The sequence below is a fragment of the Paenibacillus sp. 1182 genome (assembly GCF_017833915.1).
Classification (GTDB): Bacteria; Bacillota; Bacilli; order Paenibacillales; family Paenibacillaceae; genus Paenibacillus; species Paenibacillus polymyxa_D.
In genome coordinates this window covers 191719-213438 of record NZ_JAFICR010000004.1, presented here as the reverse complement: position 1 = coordinate 213438, position 21720 = coordinate 191719, and the positions used below count along the sequence as shown (strand labels likewise).

At 36.7% G+C, this 21720-nt stretch carries 26 protein-coding genes; 3 read left to right on the top strand and 23 right to left on the bottom strand.

Features of this window, described 5'->3' with window-relative positions; genetic code table 11:
* Window positions 1-116: 116 nt before the first annotated feature.
* From JOD82_RS09310 to JOD82_RS09300, 3 genes are all read right to left on the bottom strand, one after another.
* Window positions 117-413 (bottom strand): hypothetical protein, encoded by a 297-nt coding sequence (locus JOD82_RS09310; protein WP_209948478.1) that lies wholly within the window; start codon window positions 411-413, stop codon window positions 117-119.
* A complete protein-coding gene (locus JOD82_RS09305) occupies window positions 379-654 on the bottom strand; it encodes a hypothetical protein (RefSeq protein ID WP_312887675.1) in 276 nt (91 codons plus the stop codon). The genes JOD82_RS09310 and JOD82_RS09305 overlap by 35 nt, the downstream gene beginning before the upstream one ends.
* A 216-nt stretch (window positions 655-870) precedes the next feature.
* A complete protein-coding gene (locus JOD82_RS09300; RefSeq protein ID WP_209948476.1) occupies window positions 871-1086 on the bottom strand; it encodes a hypothetical protein in 216 nt (71 codons plus the stop codon).
* A gap of 211 nt (window positions 1087-1297) precedes the next feature.
* On the opposite strand from JOD82_RS09300, the gene JOD82_RS09295 reads away from it, so the two are divergent.
* The 3 genes from JOD82_RS09295 (at window position 1298) to JOD82_RS09285 (ending at window position 4014) form a co-directional block, all read left to right on the top strand.
* Window positions 1298-2473, top strand: coding sequence for an RNA-guided endonuclease InsQ/TnpB family protein (locus tag JOD82_RS09295; RefSeq protein WP_209948474.1), 1176 nt, complete (start codon window positions 1298-1300; stop codon window positions 2471-2473).
* Between the two features lie 687 nt (window positions 2474-3160).
* Window positions 3161-3580 carry a hypothetical protein gene (locus JOD82_RS09290; RefSeq protein ID WP_209948471.1) on the top strand — a complete coding sequence of 140 codons (420 nt, stop codon included), beginning with the start codon at window positions 3161-3163 and terminating at the stop codon, window positions 3578-3580.
* A gap of 11 nt (window positions 3581-3591) precedes the next feature.
* Window positions 3592-4014, top strand: coding sequence for a hypothetical protein (locus JOD82_RS09285; protein ID WP_209948469.1), 423 nt, complete (start codon window positions 3592-3594; stop codon window positions 4012-4014).
* A gap of 522 nt (window positions 4015-4536) precedes the next feature.
* Here the strand turns inward: JOD82_RS09285 and JOD82_RS09280 are convergent.
* From JOD82_RS09280 to JOD82_RS09185, 20 genes are all read right to left on the bottom strand, one after another.
* Window positions 4537-5385 (bottom strand): hypothetical protein, encoded by an 849-nt coding sequence (locus JOD82_RS09280; protein WP_209948468.1) that lies wholly within the window; start codon window positions 5383-5385, stop codon window positions 4537-4539.
* A gap of 136 nt (window positions 5386-5521) precedes the next feature.
* Window positions 5522-6817 carry a hypothetical protein gene (locus JOD82_RS09275; RefSeq protein ID WP_209948466.1) on the bottom strand — a complete coding sequence of 432 codons (1296 nt, stop codon included), beginning with the start codon at window positions 6815-6817 and terminating at the stop codon, window positions 5522-5524.
* 31 nt (window positions 6818-6848) lie between these two features.
* Entirely contained in the window at window positions 6849-7511 is a 663-nt protein-coding gene (locus JOD82_RS09270; RefSeq protein WP_209948464.1) for a hypothetical protein, read from the bottom strand.
* Between the two features lie 118 nt (window positions 7512-7629).
* The gene (locus JOD82_RS09265) at window positions 7630-8925 is read right to left on the bottom strand and encodes a DHH family phosphoesterase (RefSeq protein ID WP_209948462.1); all 1296 of its coding nucleotides are present in this window, start codon (window positions 8923-8925) and stop codon (window positions 7630-7632) included.
* A 478-nt stretch (window positions 8926-9403) separates the two neighbouring features.
* Window positions 9404-10879, bottom strand: a complete 1476-nt coding sequence (locus JOD82_RS09260) for a DNA cytosine methyltransferase (RefSeq protein ID WP_209948460.1) — start codon at window positions 10877-10879, stop codon at window positions 9404-9406.
* Between the two features lie 147 nt (window positions 10880-11026).
* On the bottom strand, window positions 11027-11356 hold the full coding sequence (locus tag JOD82_RS09255; RefSeq protein WP_209948458.1) for a hypothetical protein: 330 nt from the start codon (window positions 11354-11356) through the stop codon (window positions 11027-11029).
* A gap of 196 nt (window positions 11357-11552) precedes the next feature.
* Window positions 11553-12074 (bottom strand): DUF262 domain-containing protein, encoded by a 522-nt coding sequence (locus tag JOD82_RS09250; protein ID WP_209948456.1) that lies wholly within the window; start codon window positions 12072-12074, stop codon window positions 11553-11555.
* Window positions 12075-12365: 291 nt separating this feature from the next.
* Window positions 12366-13739: a type I restriction endonuclease subunit R gene (locus JOD82_RS09245; protein WP_245248956.1), complete on the bottom strand. Its 1374-nt coding sequence runs from the start codon at window positions 13737-13739 to the stop codon at window positions 12366-12368.
* Between the two features lie 124 nt (window positions 13740-13863).
* A complete protein-coding gene (locus JOD82_RS09240; protein ID WP_209948454.1) occupies window positions 13864-14412 on the bottom strand; it encodes a hypothetical protein in 549 nt (182 codons plus the stop codon).
* 190 nt (window positions 14413-14602) lie between these two features.
* Window positions 14603-15196: a hypothetical protein gene (locus tag JOD82_RS09235; protein ID WP_209948452.1), complete on the bottom strand. Its 594-nt coding sequence runs from the start codon at window positions 15194-15196 to the stop codon at window positions 14603-14605.
* A complete protein-coding gene (locus JOD82_RS09230; RefSeq protein ID WP_245248955.1) occupies window positions 15196-16542 on the bottom strand; it encodes an ATP-binding protein in 1347 nt (448 codons plus the stop codon). Before JOD82_RS09230 ends, JOD82_RS09235 begins: the two co-directional genes overlap by 1 nt.
* 581 nt (window positions 16543-17123) lie before the next feature.
* Window positions 17124-17303 carry a hypothetical protein gene (locus JOD82_RS09225; protein ID WP_245248954.1) on the bottom strand — a complete coding sequence of 60 codons (180 nt, stop codon included), beginning with the start codon at window positions 17301-17303 and terminating at the stop codon, window positions 17124-17126.
* 206 nt (window positions 17304-17509) lie between these two features.
* Entirely contained in the window at window positions 17510-17740 is a 231-nt protein-coding gene (locus tag JOD82_RS09220; protein ID WP_209948446.1) for a hypothetical protein, read from the bottom strand.
* 39 nt (window positions 17741-17779) lie between these two features.
* Window positions 17780-17941, bottom strand: coding sequence for a hypothetical protein (locus JOD82_RS09215; RefSeq protein ID WP_209948444.1), 162 nt, complete (start codon window positions 17939-17941; stop codon window positions 17780-17782).
* Window positions 17942-17975: 34 nt separating this feature from the next.
* Window positions 17976-18293 carry a hypothetical protein gene (locus tag JOD82_RS09210; RefSeq protein WP_209948443.1) on the bottom strand — a complete coding sequence of 106 codons (318 nt, stop codon included), beginning with the start codon at window positions 18291-18293 and terminating at the stop codon, window positions 17976-17978.
* 110 nt (window positions 18294-18403) lie between these two features.
* Window positions 18404-18733: a hypothetical protein gene (locus JOD82_RS09205; protein ID WP_209948441.1), complete on the bottom strand. Its 330-nt coding sequence runs from the start codon at window positions 18731-18733 to the stop codon at window positions 18404-18406.
* A 58-nt stretch (window positions 18734-18791) separates the two neighbouring features.
* Window positions 18792-19343, bottom strand: coding sequence for a hypothetical protein (locus JOD82_RS09200; protein WP_209948440.1), 552 nt, complete (start codon window positions 19341-19343; stop codon window positions 18792-18794).
* Window positions 19344-19596: 253 nt separating this feature from the next.
* Window positions 19597-19866 carry a hypothetical protein gene (locus JOD82_RS09195; RefSeq protein ID WP_209948438.1) on the bottom strand — a complete coding sequence of 90 codons (270 nt, stop codon included), beginning with the start codon at window positions 19864-19866 and terminating at the stop codon, window positions 19597-19599.
* A 137-nt stretch (window positions 19867-20003) separates the two neighbouring features.
* Window positions 20004-20144, bottom strand: coding sequence for a hypothetical protein (locus tag JOD82_RS09190; RefSeq protein WP_209948436.1), 141 nt, complete (start codon window positions 20142-20144; stop codon window positions 20004-20006).
* Between the two features lie 711 nt (window positions 20145-20855).
* Window positions 20856-21605: a DUF1385 domain-containing protein gene (locus JOD82_RS09185; protein ID WP_209948435.1), complete on the bottom strand. Its 750-nt coding sequence runs from the start codon at window positions 21603-21605 to the stop codon at window positions 20856-20858.
* Between the last annotated feature and the right edge of the window lie 115 nt (window positions 21606-21720).

Genomic DNA, 21720 nt, shown 5'->3' with positions numbered 1-21720 from the left:
GTCCTTGTAAGCAACGCATATTTTTACATCACCACCAACGAAAAAGTGATACATCGCTCATTACTCTCTCTCATGAACAAGAGAAAAAGCTTGAGTAAAAAATAATACTCAAGCTTTCAATATCTTACGTCGTTATTATCAGGATACCAACTTCCTTCATTATGAATGGATTTGATTTGATTCGGTTTAAAAGCAACAAAGACTCTTTCCGAATGTTGATTGAATAAATCAATCAGATCTTCATAACCTGTAATGTATTCCTCGCCCCCGCATTGAATGCGATAGAGATCTACACCCCCTAAATCGTCGTATTTCTTCAATTTATATTGAAAACCACGGTTGCTCCAATAAACCGTTTCTCCCTTTTCTTCAAACTCCTCACTTAATTTCAGGAACAACTCGATGAATAACACCGTCGTATCCCATAACCTTCAATTCATAACGAACGGCATCTGCCCAACTTCTAAAACCATTTTCAATCGAATACTTCAGGTAACTTTGCTCATCTGCTTTTATTTTCGTGAACAGTTCCTTAATAACCATATGCGGAGCTGGGTTTTGTACCGACAAATAATAGGCATTGACGTATTTGGGATCTTTCCATGCTGGAGAGGCATCATCCTTTTGGGATGAAAACCAAAACCCATTATACACAGCATCCGTTTCGTTAGCTTGAATCCTGCTTGTATCGAATACACTAAACTCCTAAATGGATCCATGATAGAAAATTTGTGGATTGCCTTTGGCATCGATTGCTTTGCTATGTTTAAACCATTTAAAAAACGCCTCATTCACGATGATTCCCCCGTATTGTAGAATATGCTCCTGATTTTTTACAATTACCTGAATGAGCCCCTTCTTAAAGCCTAATTAGGCAACTTCTTTTGCTACCACTCCAATTTGATAACCACCAAAATCCTTTTCATTAAGCGCTTGGTTAACATCTAATACACGAACTCCACCAGTATTTCGCGGAGTATTTGTGGTTCCAAAAATAGCCCAAAATGATTCGATCGCTTCTCGTTCCTCTTCTTCAAAGAACATCATATCTAACAAACCATAATTCAAATAAACAATCCTCACCATCTTAAATCCTCCCTTTATATAAATAATCTGTACAATTACCTGCTGTATGAAATATGTAATGTATTATATGTACCTTCACCAGATTCAAAAATACATACGATTTAACTGAACCTAAGCGAGAATTCCCCTACCTCTACAGGTGGGGGATGAATTGCTCTTTCTTTTCTCTTTATAATAGAAGAAACCACAAGCAAAAGGAGGTGAATTCACCATGTACAGAGGAAAGAAAGTTACCTTTACGGCTTCAAAAGAAGTGATTACGAAATTATTGGCTTGTAATCGTACTTCCGCAGACATTTGGAATGCGTGTTTGGCTGCATCCAAACAACATCACATACGAACAGGTACATGGATCAATCAAACACAGCTTCAACAAGCAGTGAAGGGCAAATTTCCACTTCACAGCCAAAGTGTGCAAGCCGTCTGTCATAAGTACCTATTTAGTCGTGACAGTGCAATCCAATCAAAGAAAAAAGGCATCACAACGGCTCGTTATCCACATCGTCAGAAAAGGTATTTCAATACGAAGTGGGTAGACAAAGCATTCACCCTTCATCCGAATGGCAAAATTGAACTGTCGCTTGGCATTCAAAACGGCAAGCGTGTCAAACCATTGGTACTGTTTGCGAAAAACTTGCCTACGGGTGACATCAAAGAAATTGAACTTTGCTTTGATCGTAAACTGTACTTATCTGTCACCTATGACGATGGTCAAGTCGCGAAGCCACAAACAGGAACCTATGGTGCAGGCGTAGACATGGGCGAAGTCCAGGCCATCGCTTCGGTATGTGAAAACGGTGAAGGCATTTTGCTCTCAGGACGTAAATTACGCAGTATTCATCGGCTTCGCAATAAGAAGATCGCACAACTTCGGCGGCTGATGAGCAAATGCAAAAAAGGCTCTCGTCAGTGGAAAAAGTACAACCGTGCGAAGCAATACATCTTATCGAAAAGCGATAGACAACTACGAGATGGATCACACAAAATAACCAAGGCATTTGTGGATTGGTGTATCGCTCAATCCATCAAAGAAATGTTTGTCGGCGATGTCGGAACGGTTAGCAAAGGAACCAAGAAGAAGCAAAAACTTCGCAGACGAGAGCGACAGAAAATCTCGAACTGGAATGTCGGACAGCAAGTGCAGTATCTCACCTATAAGTGTCAGGCGCAGGGTATTGCGGTCACCAACGTGAATGAAGCTTACAGTACGCAAACGTGTCCCGTTTGCCATCAGCGTCACAAACCCAAAGGACGCATGTATCGTTGTCGATGCGGATATGTATCGCATCGAGATACACACGGAGCGAAGAATATCCTAAGCGAACAACTTTACGGCATTTTCACACCCATCGAGGAGAAAAACCTCACGTATCTACGAGTAGCTTAATGGCTATATTTCGCTATCGAGACTTTGTACAAACAAAGCTCTAACGCTGGCGGGATGTGCGATATACGCCCTATAAGTAGTAGAAGGTGCGAACCCACCCTGTTAGAAGACAGTTGCTTATGAAAGTGCAAGCGGTCATTCCCTTCTTGTAAGAAGGAGAAAACCGAACGGTTTTCGTGAAGGCACGTAAGCATGGGTCATAAGAAACCCCCACTTCAAGCTTTAGCTAAGTGGTGGGAGGTTCATCCATACTGATATGCATTACTGGCTTAATAAGACATCGAGAAAAGAGTTCAAAAAAGAAGGCAATTCACTAATAAAAAAAACATCTCTGAATGGGTGGTTTTTTTATTAGATTTAATCTATGAATAGTGTTTGCGCTGTAACTTGATCATTGCTTGAAATTTTTATCGTTGATTTGTCACTTGGTTTAATCTTGCTGGCTATAGCACTTTTAGCTAAAGCTCAGATTGAATCGAGCTATTTGGCATGAGACAGAGACTGATATGCCCCTAAAAAGATTGACCGGAGTTGGATTATATGTATCAACTTTATAAATATTGTTAAATAAATGAAGAAATTAGCAGGATATATATTGCTTTATGTAGAAAGTAAGACTTAGGATGTTTTTGGTGCAAACACAACCTAAAAACATCGAATAAAAATTTTGAAAAAGAGGTGTTTTAATTGAATTTAGTAAAGAAAGTAGCATTATTTTCTTCTGCTGGTGTTTTGGCCCTTGCAATTGGAAGCGCAAGTGCTGTAATGGCTGCTCCGGTTGAAAACGAGAGTCTGAATAAGGAAGGTAGAGTGGTTGTTCCGTATGTAAATTGGTCAGGTTCAGCTTACTTAACTTCAGGTGCCTATAGTAACATTACATCTTCTAACAATTTTTTTAATGATTCACCTACTGTTACAAACAGTGCAAATAACCCAGGTTCTGTTACTTTTAGGGTTGTAGATGATACAGGCGCGCAAGTAGGAAGTACCAAAACAGTTGCGGCAGGAAAATCTACTGTACTTGATCAGATTCCTTGGAATGCCGGGGATTATACCCTGCAAGGAAAAGGTAGCAAAACTGGATATTATAATATTTCTATTGATTAAGGAGTTGAAATATGGTTAATAGTAAACTCAAGAAAATTGGTGTAATAAGTGCGATTTTCGTTACATTAACCATTATTTTTGTTTGTTCTTATCAGGTTTATCAAAACGTAGAAACTGTCCATAATTACATTTCTCCTAAAATGACATCAGTTATGGCTATTGAAAAAGAAACTGATGAATGGAATAAGGTCAAATTTGATGATCAAGATTCTATCAAATTTGATAGTGTTTTTTGGGATAAGACAATCATAAATGATGCGAACAGTACAGGTAATGCGCTTATGAGAGTTAAAGATGTTAAAGGAAATGTCGTGATTGATGAGTTTCAAGTGTCTCCTGGGAATAGCCAACAATTAAGTGGTTTAAATAAAGATCAAAAATATTACTTTGAGATCAAAGCTTCAAAAGGACAGTTCATCATTAATGCAATATAGAAGATAAGTTAAGGTGTTTAACTCAATATCAAGAAAAAGAGCAGGTTATCGATAACCTGCTCTTTTTTACAGTATGAGAAACAGAACTTTTCAGGTCATGGAAATGGTTGGCGAATCCCCTTGAATAACAAGGAGGACCAATGAATGAGTATGCAGACGCACTAAAACAATCACTGCCATCCCCGTAACGATAAATTTTCATACAAAAAGACAAGAGCTCATCATCCAGGAGATTTTCGTAAGAATGATCCTGTACAATTTTGTTGAAATGATGACCTCCACGTCGTCATTACTCAATTGGACAAACGGCACCCATACCAAGCCAACCTTACGGTTGCCGTTCACGTGTGTAGATACTTCCTGCGCTCACGGAACAATGAACCCCCGCCCAATGCTGAAGCACTGATTCGCCCCCTTCGCTCAGGGCAGAAGACTACGCGTAAATTCCGCTACAAATCAGTCGTTAACTTCGTTTATAGTGTAGCTGACATTGCTCAGAGAAGTATTTTTTTACTATTTGACTTAATCAATGAAAACGGTTTTCGATGTAACCTGGTCATTACTTGAAATTTTTATCGTTGATTTGTCACTTGGTTTAATCTTCACTTCTTCGACGGTATAATTACTGGTTATATTGAACTTGTGGATATGCCCAGCTTTGAACGTTAGGTACTCACCATCCCACATCCATTCTTCATTTAATTCGGGATAATTATTGCTCTCATAATGTACAAGGGATGGCTTAATCGTTCTTAATAATGCTGTTCTGCCTACGTAATCCATCTTCACGTCAAACTCCGCATGGTTAGCAATGAACTCATCATATTTCTCGGGTATAACCTCTTTTAAATGGGCTATAAACATGGGTACAATTTTTCTACGATATTCCATGATTTCTCCACCCATGACTGCCTCTGGTCTAAATGAACATATCCGATGTATCAGCTCAGGAGTAAACTTGTCCCAAGGAATAAACGCTGTTTTGTCACTGAACAAAAGGGGATCACTAATTTTAATTTCACCATCTTCTTGTTCTTTAATATGAATATATGGATAGGGGAATACAACAAAGTTATCAATATGCCCCAACTTTGCAGAAGGCTTTCCCAATTTTCGATATTGTTCATGATCCTTCCAGCTTCTCTTAAATTGATGATATTTTTTCGCCTTGCTGGTATATCCTCTGACGGTATCCTCTTGTCCAAATCTACAAGTCGAGCCACCTATGCTTCTTACTTTCAGACATTGGTTGTTTTCGTAATAGGAACAACTTTTGTACTTATCACACCTTATAACACTTGCTTCTAACGGCTGTTCTCTCCCGCCAAACAATCCTTTGCCGCCATACAGTTCAACATGAATCACATCCATAGTTACTCGCTTCTCCCTTTTGATGTAATTTAAATATCCTGGATTCTAAAATCCTTATATTATACCGTCCAGCTCTCAAAACATAATTCATTTAGCCCATTTACTTGTTATGTATAGAAGGGAAATGATCCCTCCGTTATGCACCAATCTTTATAACTTCCGTACCATTAGTAATCGAATCGATAAAATGAATATAGAATCTTTCTTTCGAATGGGCAACATGTTCCATTACAAAATTCATGGTTGAATCTTCCTTCAGTCCCGAACTGATTTGAAATGCTGGGAAGGCTTCTTTCATCTTCTGAATCGCTTGTTCCTCGCCCATCCACTTTGGCTTATGTTCTCTTTCTTGTTTTAATTTTTCAAAATACTCCTTTTCAAGTTCCATATAGCGAGATATAAATTTCTTAGAATACGTCAAGGATATTAGCTTCACAATATCTTGAAACACTTCTACTTTGTCTCCAAATGCATTCTTGATTTGAGCCAAGGAATGAATCAGCAATCGAAACCCTTCGTACTTACCCAAGAATTGTTCCATCGGTTCAAAAACAGTTGGGTCATCGTGCACATCACCTTTTTGATTAACGGAAACCCTAAAAAGGTTTTTCGTTTCGGATGAGGTTAGCTTATAAACAAAATCTTCCCTACTTACATGAATAATGAACTTCTTTTTTGCCATTTCCATAAAACCGAGAAGCTCACGCTCGAACACCGAAAATTGACGTTCTGGATCGTCATAATCATAGTTGTTTTGATTATTCCTTTCCTTAAATAGTTTCACAATCTCTTTTCGGGGATATCGTACGTTAACTTTATCCTGTCCAAAAAAAGCTTGAATTCGTTTACTTAATTGTTTCATGTAAAACTCCAGCAACAGGGAAAGCACCGAGCTCTCTACATGCTTAAACTCTTCAGAAGCATTTTTATAGTGCTTATCCATCGCATAGACCACCCTGGACGCCTGTTCAGCTCGGTTCAACTTTTCCTTTGATGCTTGTTCATGAAACTCGTAAATGGAACGTAGCGCTTTTTGCACCCTATCATACTGACTATCCGTTACTTTCTTCGTCTCACTGTCACTCCAATTACTTTCCAGGCTACGTCTCACTTTATACCATTCATCTTGTGCATCTTTACAGGCTTTCACTCTACGGTTCGTATTTTCTCGAACATCGTAAATCTTCATTCGGGTATCCCGTGGCTTCTTTTGACTAAGATGGTTTGCTACAAAAGATTCAAGTCCATATCGTCTCTCAAAACACTCAAAGCAACCTTGGTCAGAATTCGATATGAAGTTGAAATGTACGTAAATTCCTTTATTATAATAAAAAACATAACGTTCAAGTAGTTTTGAAAAGTATCGTCTTGTCCCCAGTCGCTTTAGATATTCTATGGTTTCTGAAAATACTTCATCCACAATATTGTTCACTATACATGCTCCTGTTCTTTTACGTATTCGACTAACATTTCTGAATGACCAGCACCTCTTCGACATCCTCCAGAAGCTGAAGAAAGTCAGGACGATAGTTAACATAGTGAGCCAACCTGACAATATCCAATCCTTCAAACCCCTCTTCAATAACACGATCAAAAGGTTCCTTTTGAAGCTCTATATTCGATTCTATAAATTGTTCAGGCGTGTAAGTCTCCACACTTCCGTCTTCTTTGTTCACATTCCCGAATGCGATTTGAGCATAGTTTTCCAGGTTCTGAATACCGAATCTTGATTTCGACCATGATTCAATACAATGAACCGTTTGTTGCCGTCTAATGATTACAAAAGGATGGTAAAATCCTCGAAATAAAGAACCTTCATAGCTAAAATGTGGTATAAGTTTTGACACCAATTCAATGGCGGACGCATCGTACTTCAATGCGCCTGCATTTACAAGCCATCGATCTAAAAACGAAACGACCTCACCATCGGACACTGGGATTTTTTCAGGATCACAAATCTTATTGTTTATGATTCTAACCTCATGATAGCCCCTATCATGTTCATTTTCTAAAACATATACTCCATTAAGCATCGCCAGCTCACACGTATCACATTGGTTATGAGTATCATGAACTTGCTCAAAAGAACCTCCACAAGCAGGGCATTTTTCTGGAAACTGTACCATTATCGAATCGATTCCTTTCTGTCTGGGCTCTACCTATATGCAAATTCATATATTCTCTCTTAGGGAAAAGAGATGTTGGTCTCAATTCCCGTTTATTCAACAAATATGGTGACACCCTTTAAACAACCAATAATGGATCTAAAAATAGATGCTTAGTTTGTGCATTCAATGGGCAACCCGCTGTAGCTGGACGACCACCCCCGCCAAGACTTAGGGCAATTGCTCCCACATCAACAGGTTTATGTTTATGGCGACGCAAGCTCATTCTTTTACTGCCGGCATCAATCAATACTACAAAATCCATCTCATCCATGAATTCTTTGCAAAGAAAGTTTCCAGCTTCGGATTGATATTTCTCAGCAAATACAACACCATACTTGTATATCCGATCGGTATTATCGATGCTTCCTTCGAATAACTTAATTTGTTTTTTCTTTTTCTTACAGTACCCTTCAATCTGTTTATGTTCGATGTCTAACATGTATTCAATGTTCTCATCAAATGTAAACAATGTCCTAACACCAGATTCATATTGCGCCGTTGTCTCCTGGATGATTTCGGGGTTTGTTAAACGAAGTATGACTTGCTCATCAAATTCTTCCCAGTTAGACATGAAGAAATAGTCATTCAGACGTTTAGCACGAAGATGTTCAAGCTCTTCCCATTCCCATGTATCATACAAGCGAACAAGCTCAATATAATCTTCTAAAATTGGAGTAGGCTCAATCAAATCGTATGAACACAGGAAATCATAATACATGCTTGTAGCAGCCGTACCACGTCCATCAGGATAGGTCTGATCCAGTTTCATCCAAGATTTATACTTTGTCTCTGGAACCTCGGGTTTTGCATCATGGTGATCGATTAAAAGGATGCGATAACCTTCCTGCACCATATCATGTATTTTACTTAGAATTTCTGGACTTGGACTGATATCTGTAATAAACATAAGGCTCGTTTCTTTTTCCAATTCGTTATTTAGCAGATCTTCGATGATGTCATCCACCCTACTATATGAACAGGCCTTCGTAATCAACTCCTTGTCGCTAAATGCAATGCGCGATAGGATCAGTGGAGATCTTCCGTCTAAATCGTCATGACTAACATGTACGACTTTTGTAAAGGACCTCGGATCCAAATAAAAACAATAATTTGCAGATACTGAAACTCGGACAACGGAAATTTTTCCATCATTTTTCGTAATATCTACACACAAATAAATATCACGACAAAAAGTTACTATACAAGTGCAGTCTATCGGCGAAGTTTCAAGGTATTCATCAGAAATTTGAATGTTCTCCATTCTCCCAAAAGCTTCACGAATACGATCTTCAAATTCTTTTTCGTTACAGTTTTGAATCTTCCTCACATATTTAGCTGCCTGATTAAAGGAATAGACTTGAGTCATATCCATGAATAACCGCTCCTTTTAAACTGTTTTGTTAACACCTATGATTTAAAATATATTTATCTTATGCAGTTAACAACAACTATAAAATAGTATTATAGAGTCAATTACTATTAAATTCTACACTATAGTCAATTTGTAATCAAGAAAAAGGAGACGATATCGTCTCCCCCATTCTTAAATATTATACGTTTTCTATTTACTTGTCTCTGGAAAAACACCATCGGTCGAAACCTTAACCTGGAATTTATCCGTCAACAAACTTTGAAAAGTCCAATATTCTGAAAGGACTAATTTCATCCAGCCATTCAACACATTCATATCATTTAATGTACAAATAAAAATACACCTTTCAAATCACCGATCCACTTGCTATTGCATCCGATTTGTGAAAATCAAACCATTCTTCAATATGGAATTCATGTTTTTTTTCCGAGTGACATGATAAGATTTCACAGTGGATTCTTCTAACTCTCACACAAATTCACAAGATAGGCATGAGTTGATTCCTCACCGTCTTAGCCAGAAATGTTGACACCCGATAATCAACGGCGTTTTTCAACATTTCAAATTTCGCTGTCATACTCCCCTTGAACTCAAACTCATCTGGTAAACTGAATAACCGAGATGTTTCTCGCACCGTTAGGTAACGCTCTTTTGTTGGATGAAAAAATACATCATCTTGAACATGAGTAATTGTAGGAGCCTGGTTACGTTCGGAAAGCCGTTGACAATAGTTACTAAATGTTTTTCTTGGTGCTCTTAATTCTACAGGAACATCAAGCACATTGCCGCCTTGTGGTACATGTTTCATACGTTCTAAGATTTTCGGTGTTGGCGTGAAAAATTCATCTTGTTGTGTCGCCAATTCTACGCCTTTAAACGCATCCTTTACCGTTCGCACTTCATGTACAAGTGGCAAATCAAGTGAAGGCATTGTATCGTGAATGGCTAACACAAAGGCTCGCTTCCTTTTCTGAGCCGATCCTAAGTCTGTCGCATCAATAACCTTGGTTTCAAACAAAAAATCAGGAAACCTTTCTTTTAGGCGTTGTAGTATTAGTCCTTTCTTTACCTTTATAAAGTTAACGACATTTTCAAATAAAAATGCTTTTGCTTTGCTCCAACGGATAATATCGAGCGTCTTTTCAACAATAGGATGAAGATCACTTTCACTATCACGGAAATTGTTTTTCGTGTTCAATGCGCTGAACGTTACACAAGGGATACCCGCACATACAAAATCAGTTTCTGGAATATCTTTTTCTGTAAGTTCCATCACATCCCTCATCAAAATATGATCGCCGATATTGTGCTTGTAGGTTTGTACGTGATAGTCTTTTAAAGCTTTTTTTTCATACCTATCGTTTGCAAATTTAATATCAAACCCCTGATCTAAGAATGCTTTGTCCATGGTTCCACAACCACTGAACAAAGAAAGCATCGAAATTGCTTTCTCCTTCCCCTTTTCTTTGTTTGAGATCGAATTCTTTGAATCGTTTTGAAATAAATCAAAGATTGTAATTTGTTCAAAATTCACAGCTTTTGCAAACTCATTTAATCCAACTGCATAGCGATTGAAAACCGTTTTTGTTTCTCTAACAGAATCAAGAGAAACCACATTGTCACAAATCTGTTGTTCTTCGACCACTTCTTCTATAGAGAAAATAATTTTACCTTTTACAATTTCTACAAAAATTCGACCATGTGAAGCAAAAAAACTTTTAACTTCTGTAGCTTTAATATCGATAACAGGAACGGTTTTTCCTGTTTTTTGAGTTGTTTTCGCAACCCGCTTCTTGTTTTCCTTAACCGACTCTACTGTAATTGTGCCATTTTGCTTGTCGATATCGTAGCGAATGGGTTGTCCAATTCCAAAGCCATAATCAGCTAAATATTTAGCCTCTAAGTACAAACGATCTTTCAGTTTATATAATCTACGTTTGATTGCCTCTCTCATACAGCACTCATCCTCTCGGCCTTTTAAAATAGTTGGAGTAACTCCTGTCTTAGTAAATCCACCATTCTTATATGCCGATCTCATACTTATAAATACAAAACACTTATATAGAAAGGGAGAAGGCTATTGCCCTCTCCCCATTTTTACTTATCCCTGGTTAACCATATCATCATCTTCAATATGAATAATGATGTTTTCTGGATTATTCTCTGGATGGCATTTTTCTATTCCGCCTTGCACATGAATCGTAACCTCTGGTACTCCGTCTGTCTCAGTAAACGTCAATTTTGTACCGATATACTCACCCAGTAGATCTTCTGCTGTTCCCAATTCTTTTGCTTGTACGAAGTCTTCGTAGGAAACAGAGGTGAATGCTTTAAAAGCCGATTTCGCTTTATTTGCTGCCTCTCTCCCCGCGAAAACCGTTACTTCCCCAACTACGTCCTCATACACTTCAACCATTACAACAACCTTCATCTTAATATCTCCTTTTTGATTAATTTTTCAAAAATCCTTTTATGTTATGGTCTTTGTGTTATATACCTTTGTCCTGTCTATTACTACGCGAAGGATGAACTTTTTAAAAGGAAAAAGACCTCTTTAACGCAAGAGGTCTTTTCGAGATACCGTATTAAGAAAATAACAGGTTGTAGCCTTCCTCACAACGAAGGACTTATTGCTCCTTTTCAAGTAGTTTTTTTACCCTATTAATTTCTTCTTCACTGTGAATTGTACCTCCAGAGTTGAATTCAATATACCATTGAAGAACATCTTTTCTCGTCTGCAAATCATTTATATGAATAAAAATCCCTTGAATCATACGTGTATTTCCTTCAAATTCTTTAAACAACAAACCAAACACTCGGATTTCATTGTTAATGAATCTTCTGATTGCCGTTGCCCTTTGCAATCCGTCAACACATACATAAAAATGTTCAGAAGAAGTGTCACTTAATTTATTCCAACTTGAATTATTAAGATAAATCGTTCTGGCAGTTTTTCCACCACGAAGCAAAAACTCTATATAACGAACTTGTTGCTCCTCTGTCCAAACGTGGCCTCTTTGAAAATCTGGATTCATTTCCAAGCCTTCTTCTTGTTCCGCCTCTTCAATGAAACGAACGAAACTTACTAAACTAAAATGGCATTCCCATGTACCCGACCTTGTAAATTGTGGGATATCTAAAAAATTCATATACAGTCGCTCCTTTTAAATTATTGCAAAAATTTTAGGTAATCTGGATTTTAGTTATGCAATACCTGCTTTCAATTCCACTTCTCTTATATGCTGATCTCAATATCACAATAAATCTATATTCATACTCCTCAAGTTAGCACGTAGAACCCAATATTATCATTATAAATGAAACGAGATTGTATTGTGTATTTTCTTAAAAGAGAAGCATCCCCACATCGGCAAGTTTATTAAACAGTCCAATGACAAAAAGAGAATCCCTCTTGAAGATCCTCTAAAACTGGTCTGATATTATTTACACTCCCGACTAAATTCATTGATTGCCTTATGAAAAACAGACATCACTGATCCTTTGCTAATCCCTTGATTCGTGAATACATCAAGCAATTCTTTAGGTGGACTTTTAATCATGCTTTTTACTTGTCCAATTTGCTGAATTCGGTTAGCTTCTTCCTTTAAATGCACAAGCAGTCGTGGTTCATCCTCTTTAAAGATACTCTCTTTTGCAAAGCTCTGTAACAAGGGGATATTATGATTATTTACGCTTAAAGTTGCAGAACCCAAATAATATATCTCTTTTCCTTCTCTAACCCCATAAATAAGATATTCACTTCCATTGGTTCGAATGACATAGGCAGCGTATGGTGCGTTGCTCAAAACCGTTTGATATCGATTTTCAAATTCCCGCTGCTCACTGCTCACTACAATAAGAATGAAAGGCTTGTTATTTTTCATAATGGAAAAATCGATTAATTGGTTTCCGCACGGGTATTCTTCATAAACTTCTGTAGGATTCTCGATATCGTATCCAAGCATTCTAAGCAAAGGACGAATAAGTACACTCTTCGTATTTGCCTTATTTAAGTTTGTATATGCATGTTTACGCTGTTCAAGAAACAACAAATTTGCTTCAAAATTTCCACGTCTTTGATTGTCTCCTGTATCGGCTACCTTCTGTAAATTGGCAAAAGCAACATCGAGGTTCTTCTCCTGAAATAAAGGGGCATATATAATCCCTCTACTTAAATTCCCCATCAGAGCACTTGCTGTATTTCTTTTTAAAACATGTAAATTGGTGATGGCTATCCCCATTTTCATGCATAAATTTTGAATCACTCTGATTTGTTTTTGATTGGCTTTTCTTCCAGGTTCAACAATAGGCTTTAACTCAAGTTGAATTAACGGATCATGCATTGATTGACTGTTTGTATGATCCTTTGAATCACGACAAAGCAAGGAGTGCTGAATCCAATGTTTTTCACGTTCAATATTTTGGTGATATTTAAATTTCAAACCTGGAAACATTCGAATCCCTTTGTAGCTTTTCTTGAAGCGAATCCAGTCATCTTTAGGGTGTAGCATCGTTTGACGATAATAATATAGCGGAATTTTCAAATCAATATATTGAACAATGTCTTCGAAAAACTCATTTTCCGTATATGTGCGAGTCGTTTTGTACTTATATTTGTGAGTGAGAAAAGATGTAGACTGACCATTTTTTCTTAGAATTTCCTTTGCTAATTCGATACGATTAACTTCGTTGAACATTTCAACGGTAGGCGCAGGAAATTGTTTTTTTAAGTGTCGGCTAATATATTGACTCAACAATGTGTGCAGACGCACCTTAGATGCTTCATCTAAAAACGAGAAAAGTTCTTTCATCATCGTATCCCTTTCCTACAAAACTTAGTTAATAAGTTTATATTAATTGACTATAGTCAATGAGTCAATAAGAATTGCTCTATTTAATCAAAAAAAACCTCCAAGGTAACTACCCTGTAAGGTTTTGTTAGAATGATTCTAATAATTTCTTCTTATATTTTAACTTTTCCTTTATTTCTTCGAGATCCTTTATTGCTTCTCTTGTAAAATAAAATAAATGATGAGGTCTTTGGTTTATATATTGTTCTATGGCTTCTATATTTTCTTTTTCTATATAATCTAATAGCTCTTTTCCAAGAAACGTTCCTTTTGAATCGAGTACAATATGATTAGCGTAGGAAAGTATGCCTTTCATTTTCAACTTTTTAATATACTGCACTAACCTCTTCAGTAGCTTACGATCATTTCTATGCTGTAATTTGTACCAAATACCACTATCCAATCGCTCGTTAACTCCTGTTGGCTTATGGGAACACATGAACATATCAAACCCCAGATAAGTATATACACAATAGGCATTTACACAATAGGCATTTTTGTCAAATACAATCTGAATACCTAACATTTCGTTCAAATCAAAAACATAGAGTTTACCGAAATGGTTCACAAATTCTGTTGGAACGATTTCCTTTTCCAGTATAAGCTGAATCCCTGCTCTCAATTTTTCTTTTATCATAAACAACCTCTCTTCACTTCGAATTTACATCAGTATAATTCTTTAACGGATACGAGGAAATCGGTTTCAGCTCTGATCAGGTATGACTCTAAATTCATAACTTAAAAAGAGGATGTTCCCATCCTCTGTATCTTAACGATTCGGCCTCTAACCACACTATATGAATAGCGGTTTTTCGCATTAGCATCTTTTATGATTCTGTATTTCTTTCTTTGTTCAGTTTTTTCTTCACCTTAATTTGAATTTCAAACTCTAAATCATCTTTAAATCCTTCAAATGGATCATCTATAATCTCCAACAAATTTTCAAGTTGTTTGATTTCGTACTCTTCTGCAACTTGACCTCGCTCTATACAATCTCCAACCATGGATAGAACCGTATAAGACTCTTGGTGGTTTAGTTTTAAAGATGTTTCTTCATATTGTGGAGCTGAATCATCTTCTGTTTCTTCATTTGCTTTATCTACATTTTGAATAATTACATAAAGCTTCTCATCCGTTGGATGCTTCTGATCATGCAGTATGATATAGCTCCAATCACCAAACCTTACAATATCCAAAATGCTGTTACGTTCGAATTTGTCCTGCTTTAAGAACGTTTCATATCGATATTGACCTCCAAGGAGAGCATGAATACATGCTCTCTCAAATTGGATCTGCCCTAAAAGATCTCTAAATTCATTGGCAGTTCGACTCTCCTCTTCAAAACCCTCTTCAAATACAACTGTAATGTGATTTTCCAATGCAATGACCTTTGCAGCTTCTTCTGGACTCATTTTTCTCATTATAAATTCCTCCGCTTTTCTTTTACTTGTTCTCTATATTTCGTCGGCAAAAATTCTAAATCGTTACACTCTTCCAGTGCAATCTCCGTCATCTCTTGAATCCGATGATTTTGTGTAGAAATAATGTAATCCATGGCTAACACCACTAATGCATCATCTATTTTTTTATAATTTTTTCGCTTAGCCAGCTCCAACGTTTTGACTACGATGTTTTCAATTTCTGCTTGTGTGTATCCTGCCGTCCTTGCCGCTAAAACCTCATAATTTTGAATTACACAAGAAATTCCCGTTTTACCAAAATGATATTTAAACACTTGTACACGCTCTTGATCTGTAGGTGCAAAGAATGGGATCTTCTTATCAAACCGCCCTGCTCGTTTTAGTGCCTCATCTAATTTATTCGGATAATTCGTCGCTCCAACCCATAAAATCTGACCACGGTTCGAGGGATCTGACAAAAAGGCGAGAAACATACCGAAAATATTTTTATTAACGGGATTCCCATCTTGATCTCCGCCCCGCTGCAATGCTTGATCAATTTCATCAATAAACACACCTACGGGGGCTAAAGATTTAAAACAGTTAAAGGCTTTCTCTAAATTCCGTTCGGCTTCCCCTACATACTTGTTCAAGATTTTGCTCATCTTAAACTCTACAAAATTGATGTTTGCTTCGCCTGCCAAACACCGAGCGAAAAAGGTTTTACCAGTTCCTGGTGGACCCATGTATAACAATCCCTTGGGTACGAACGAGGTATCCCCTTCTATGATTGGTTGAATAACTGCTTCTCGGTGATACTCTTTGATATGCTCCTGTCCTGCAAAGTCATCGAGAGAATACCCCTCCGTATCAAAGATTTCAATCACTTCACCGAATTCTTTTCGAATGAGCTCCTCCTTACGCTCCATGACCATCGCTTTAGCCAAGATCCCTTTATCCTCTGCAAGTAAATATAAATCTTCTAAATGAACCCTGGATAGTCCCGCAGTTAATTTAGCAAATTGGCTTTCTGACAATTCCCACGTAACCGAGTTAAAACTGGAATCTTTTAAATAACGTATCATGTCTAAGCGCTCTTCTACATTTGGAAATTCGATGAGAATGGGAACGGTACGTGAGTTTGCATTTAAAAACATTTCATGCACGTCTGCCTGTGCCCGAGTCACAAAGATCAGCATGTGGTTTGAATCCAAAAAGCCTCGATGATTCATCATTTTATGCAAGTCAATAAGCCTTTTCTTTGTTTCCTGATCCAAATATCCTTGAGTCGATTTTGGAATCAAAAACTCAGGATATTCAATGATATACACGGACTTACCGATGGGAATTTTCATTTCATTAAGCATGTTAACCCAATCCCCATTAACGGTTTGGACATATGAAGGAGACTGCTCTCCCTCTTCCCCGTGTAACGACTCACCGACATGTAGAATGCTACCCTCTGAAAAGTTGAAAGTAACAATGCGATCAACATTCATTTCTTGAAGTTGCTGTATCAGATAATCGACAATCAACACTCCTGGCACAACATAATCTCCAATATTACCTGTTATCAGAAACGTATTTGCAATCCCTGCTTCATATTTTTCCTTCAGTGTTTTAAACCATCTTGATTCATCCATATATTCCTCTCCTGTTTATCGGTGATTATATCACTTGATTCAATTTTCGTAAATTATAATTTACATATTAACTTTGTATAATGACCTTTTTATTTTCCCTCATAATGTTGTGTCACAAATGGATTTGCCTCCTTATTATTTTTATTTAATCTATGTTACTTTCTTGCTTCATCTTTTATCATGATTCGATTTAAAAATCATAAGAACATATACCGCATGTGATTCAATAAAAAGAACCCCCAAATATAGTTTGGAGGTTCTTTTCAAATGATTCTATTCATAGCGAGATAAAAACCGTATATCAATTAAACCTTTTCACAATACTCACAAATAACATCTCGCTCTTTACCTTCAGCCGTTTTTATTCTTGCGCGACTTTTATCACTTACATATAGATGAATAACTTCACCTTCGACAAACCTATTTTCGCTCGTCTCGTATTTAACTTTGTCTCCAATCTCCAGCCCTTCCCATCCTCTTGCCATCATCAAAACTCCTATATAATAGACATTTTTCAGAAAGTAGTTTTATTCTCTAATAAGCTATAAGATTCGATTATAATATTTCCTTAACATTTCAATAAGATGATAATGATATTCATCTATTATGCATGTTTATCAATGAATTTATAGTGACATCTAAGATGAGCAAGACCCTCTCGAAAAATCACTAAAGCTAAATTCTAATTTGATTATTCACTTTTGGGCTTGTATATTTTCAAATTTACTCCAAGAGAATTCTCTTCTCTGCTAAAAACTAAATCTCCACTTTTGATTAGTTTTTCCGCTTTCGCTTTAGCCAATATAGGAGCCGACTCATTCCATTGCTTCTTCGTGATAAGCTGATAACATGCACCATTAAACTTGATTTCATCAGTTGCATCTAAATCATATTCATTTCTTCCACACTTTACAGTTAGCATTATTAATTTCTCCTTATTCTAAATTAAAATCATGCTTTATTAGCTTAATCCGTCAATAACTAACTTACCTACTGAAGCGAAGCAATCTGCACAAAGATAATGGGCTGTATTTTCAATTTGCAAGACAAACATGGTTTCCTCTTCTGGGTGCTCTTCACACATTTTTTTCGTAGCTCCTTCGGGATCATATACAAATAACATAGATGATATTCTCCTTCCTCTTCTAATCTATCTTCTAAAGATGGTATTGGTATATGTTCAAGAATTGCTCAAGTTCTGCGTCTGATAATCCTGGATCAACATAATGAACGACCATTTCGTAGTGCCAAAAATGCTCTTGAAAATCTTTTATCAAATTGGGAACATCACCTTTAATCTCAGCATCCTTATTTTCATACTTATGAATCAAGTACAGGATTTGCTCTATTCGTTCTTTCCCGTAAACAATATGATGCATTGTTTTAACATTCAGATTCACATCATTCTGACGTATCACCACTACTGGCATCATGGGTACATTGTAAGAAACAGTTTCAATTAAGTGTTGCTCCACTTCATCTTCAACAAAAGCAGGTATTTTGAGATCTTGGTATCCACCAATTAAAAATCGCTCATATATCGTTTGACTGTCATCATACTCAGTTCCTCCACTCTCAATGAGATTTAGTTTTGTTTAAATGAACTAACTTTTTCTGAGTAAACCTGCATAAATACGTATGGATAAGCATGTATAGGAGAAAATCTTTTGGCGTTCCAATTTTTAGACATTTCCACAATCCTTCTATCAGCTTCTTGTTTAATCTCGTTCAATACATTAGATTTTTTGAATAGCTTTAGGAATGATTTATTGGAGAAGTAATAGGGTTTCTTCTCTCCTAAGCGATTCATGATCCAGGTATCTTTGTCTTGACGATGCTCTTCCCATTCCGATCCCTTCGGGGAAGTGTCAGATTGGAAAATCACAACATCCATTTTAGCCGTATATCTATCCATAAATAAAACCTCCGCTCTCAATAGCGTATGTGACCCTAAAGTAAAAGCACACGAACACTTATAAATACGAATCCAGTCTTTTACTTTCTCCAACAAGCTCAAAATTGTTCAATATAAAACTCTCTACTTCTTCTCGGGTATAGCCCTCATACTCATCTAATGATGAGTTAAAATACAATTGATCTAACGCTTTGAACATAGGAGTATATTTATATTCAACGATTTCTCTTATCTTAGACCAATGTTCAACCTGAGCGCAATCGTAGAATACATCTGCATTTTTATCATATACGCCTAAACCCGTTGTTCCAAAGCCTTGCCGCTTATACTTGATTTCAAGTCCTTTATAATCTTCCCGATCATAAATGACGTCAAACATTAATTTGGCTTCTTTCTGCCAGTCCTCCAACGTAATTTCGGATAATCCTTCTCTTTCAATATATATTAAAAGTATTTCATCCTTCAGGTTTTCTAAAAATGTATAACAGGCCAGCTCCTTTGCCTTATAAAACTTACCCTGCACCTTCTCCTCCACATGTTGAACCAACGCCACTCTCACCAAAGCAAGTGGATTGCTTTTAAACGGTACTTTACTTTTCTTGATGAACATTGTCTGTTCCTCCTATTATTCAGAATGTGAATTTATACAGAAAATCTTCTTTCTATTACATTTCATATTCCTCCAAGAAGCATTTGATTTTAATAAATCCTATTTTGTTTTTAAACTTATGTATCATATGCACCAATGCAAACAAAAAAAAGAAAATCTCTAAATGGAGATTTTCTCGTAAAGTATGAACAATTTTATTATTTCGCTTTTAATTTTCATATTTGAAGCTTCTAAATGTAATTAAAATTGAAGATTATATATATACATAACCCACAAATTCATTCGCATAACTATATTGTACAAAGCCATCGAAATCCCTTTTAACTGAGTAGAAGTCTCGACCAGAGACGTTTCCATATTTATGCCTACGCTGTGTAATCTCAACAACTTCGCCTGTCCACTCATTTGTGTCTGCTGGTCTATCAATGCCGTTTCCGCCAATTGTATATGTTTTTCCGAAAAATTCGATATCGTGCCACACTTTAAACCTAATTTTCTTTCCAACCGAAGGCTTAATTGCCACGCTAAAACCACCTCTCACTTGCAACTTCAGTAAACGTCCAACCTTGTTCATCAATCCACAAGAACATCTACAATTCCATCAATGAGAATTTCTTTCACTTTACGTCCTCCATCCTCAATAAAGCATACTTTATTTTATTATTCCAATTTATCCTTTGCTCTCTCGTAATATGATTCATGATACCACAATGGAAAATCTTCAAAATTCGAATCATTGATCATGTTTTTCACATCATCAATTTGATTGCACCATTGACACATACCGTTTACTTTATCCATTTAATCATGCTCCTTTCTAAAACACTTCACAAATCAATACGACATTAAACATCCACTTACATCGCCAGAAAAATTTTATTTATAATTAGTTGCACAATATCCGATTGCTTGAGGGCATCCATATAACGCCATGTTGTCTTGTTCGCCAAGACGTTTAATAGTGACCAACCTTACATCATTCCAGCCTATTCGATCATCTTTATGTGCATCTATTATCAATTTTTATGCACTTCAACTATACTTACGCTCATTCCAAGCTTGTTGCCTTTCACTGAACTGAGGATCATCCTCATTAAATATCCCCTCATTCACACCACATTCACATTCCCACGTAATGCGAGCCTCTGACTGACACACCAAACGCTTTGGTTGTTCATTTTTTCTTGAATAGCTTGGATAATCTTTATAGATCGGATAAACATGTTCAAAATGTTTTTTTTACTTCTCGATCGGTCAGAGTATACATCGACATAACGTAGTCAATACCCCTTTTGTCTGACAACCATTCGAGTCGAGATTTTCTTGTATTGGGTATAGTCATTTCATTACCTTCTCTCCATTATACTCTTTAAACATACCCATCAAAATCCCTTTATATAGCATGCTGATCACGTTCATTCCAGCCCTGCTTTGTACACTCTACCCCTATTCATTAAAAATAAATGGGATTCAGGACTCCGTATATCTCACAATCTGTTCCTTACTTTAATACTATTCATTTTTTACTTTCTTCTCATCTCGACGGATGAGCTCTTTTAATGATTCCATTGCAACCAACACTTCTTTTTCTGTGGGTTTAGAAGTGAATAGTAAATATTGAGCCCCCCAACCAACCCAATAGAACGGCATAACCACTTTTTTAATCCATCCTTCTTCTACACGAAAGATCTCGTAACTAATGGACCACGTGAGTATAAAACAAATCCATACGTCCAAATTGAATAAGGACAACAAGAAAAATATCACTACCATAAAAACAACTAAATTGGTTCCACAACTCTCATAAACTCGGCTTTGCTTCATCACATTATCAACCGTGAGATCCATTCCTTTGGAGAACGTTTTAGCAGCCATATGCTCAGCCGCATGATACCTACCGATCTTCGTGCTGCGAATAAACAAAGCAGTTACGAGAAACAAACCTGGCAATATATACGATTCGATTATACTCAAAGTGCTGACTTGTTGAGGTGAACCAGAAACTTCATCGCTTACACTTAACCAGAGCACTGACATGATACAGATAAAAATGAATGGGATCGGATTCATCAGTAACATTTCTACCAGAAGCATGACACCGCGTAGGAAAGGTATACGATCGTAAAAGTGAGATTTCATCTTTCTTTCTTTTACACTAATCTTAATTTCGTCCTTTTCTCGATAAGCTTTAGAAATGAATTCATTCGTGTAAAATGTAACTCCGTTAAGATGGGCTCTTCCCCCATGTAATTTAACACTCATGCTATTTCAGCATCTTTTCTTTGATCCAATACCCGAATCATCGACATACCAATTTCAAATGCTTCAGACTCTGTCATATGAATACCATCCATTCTTAAAAGTAAATTAAATCAAG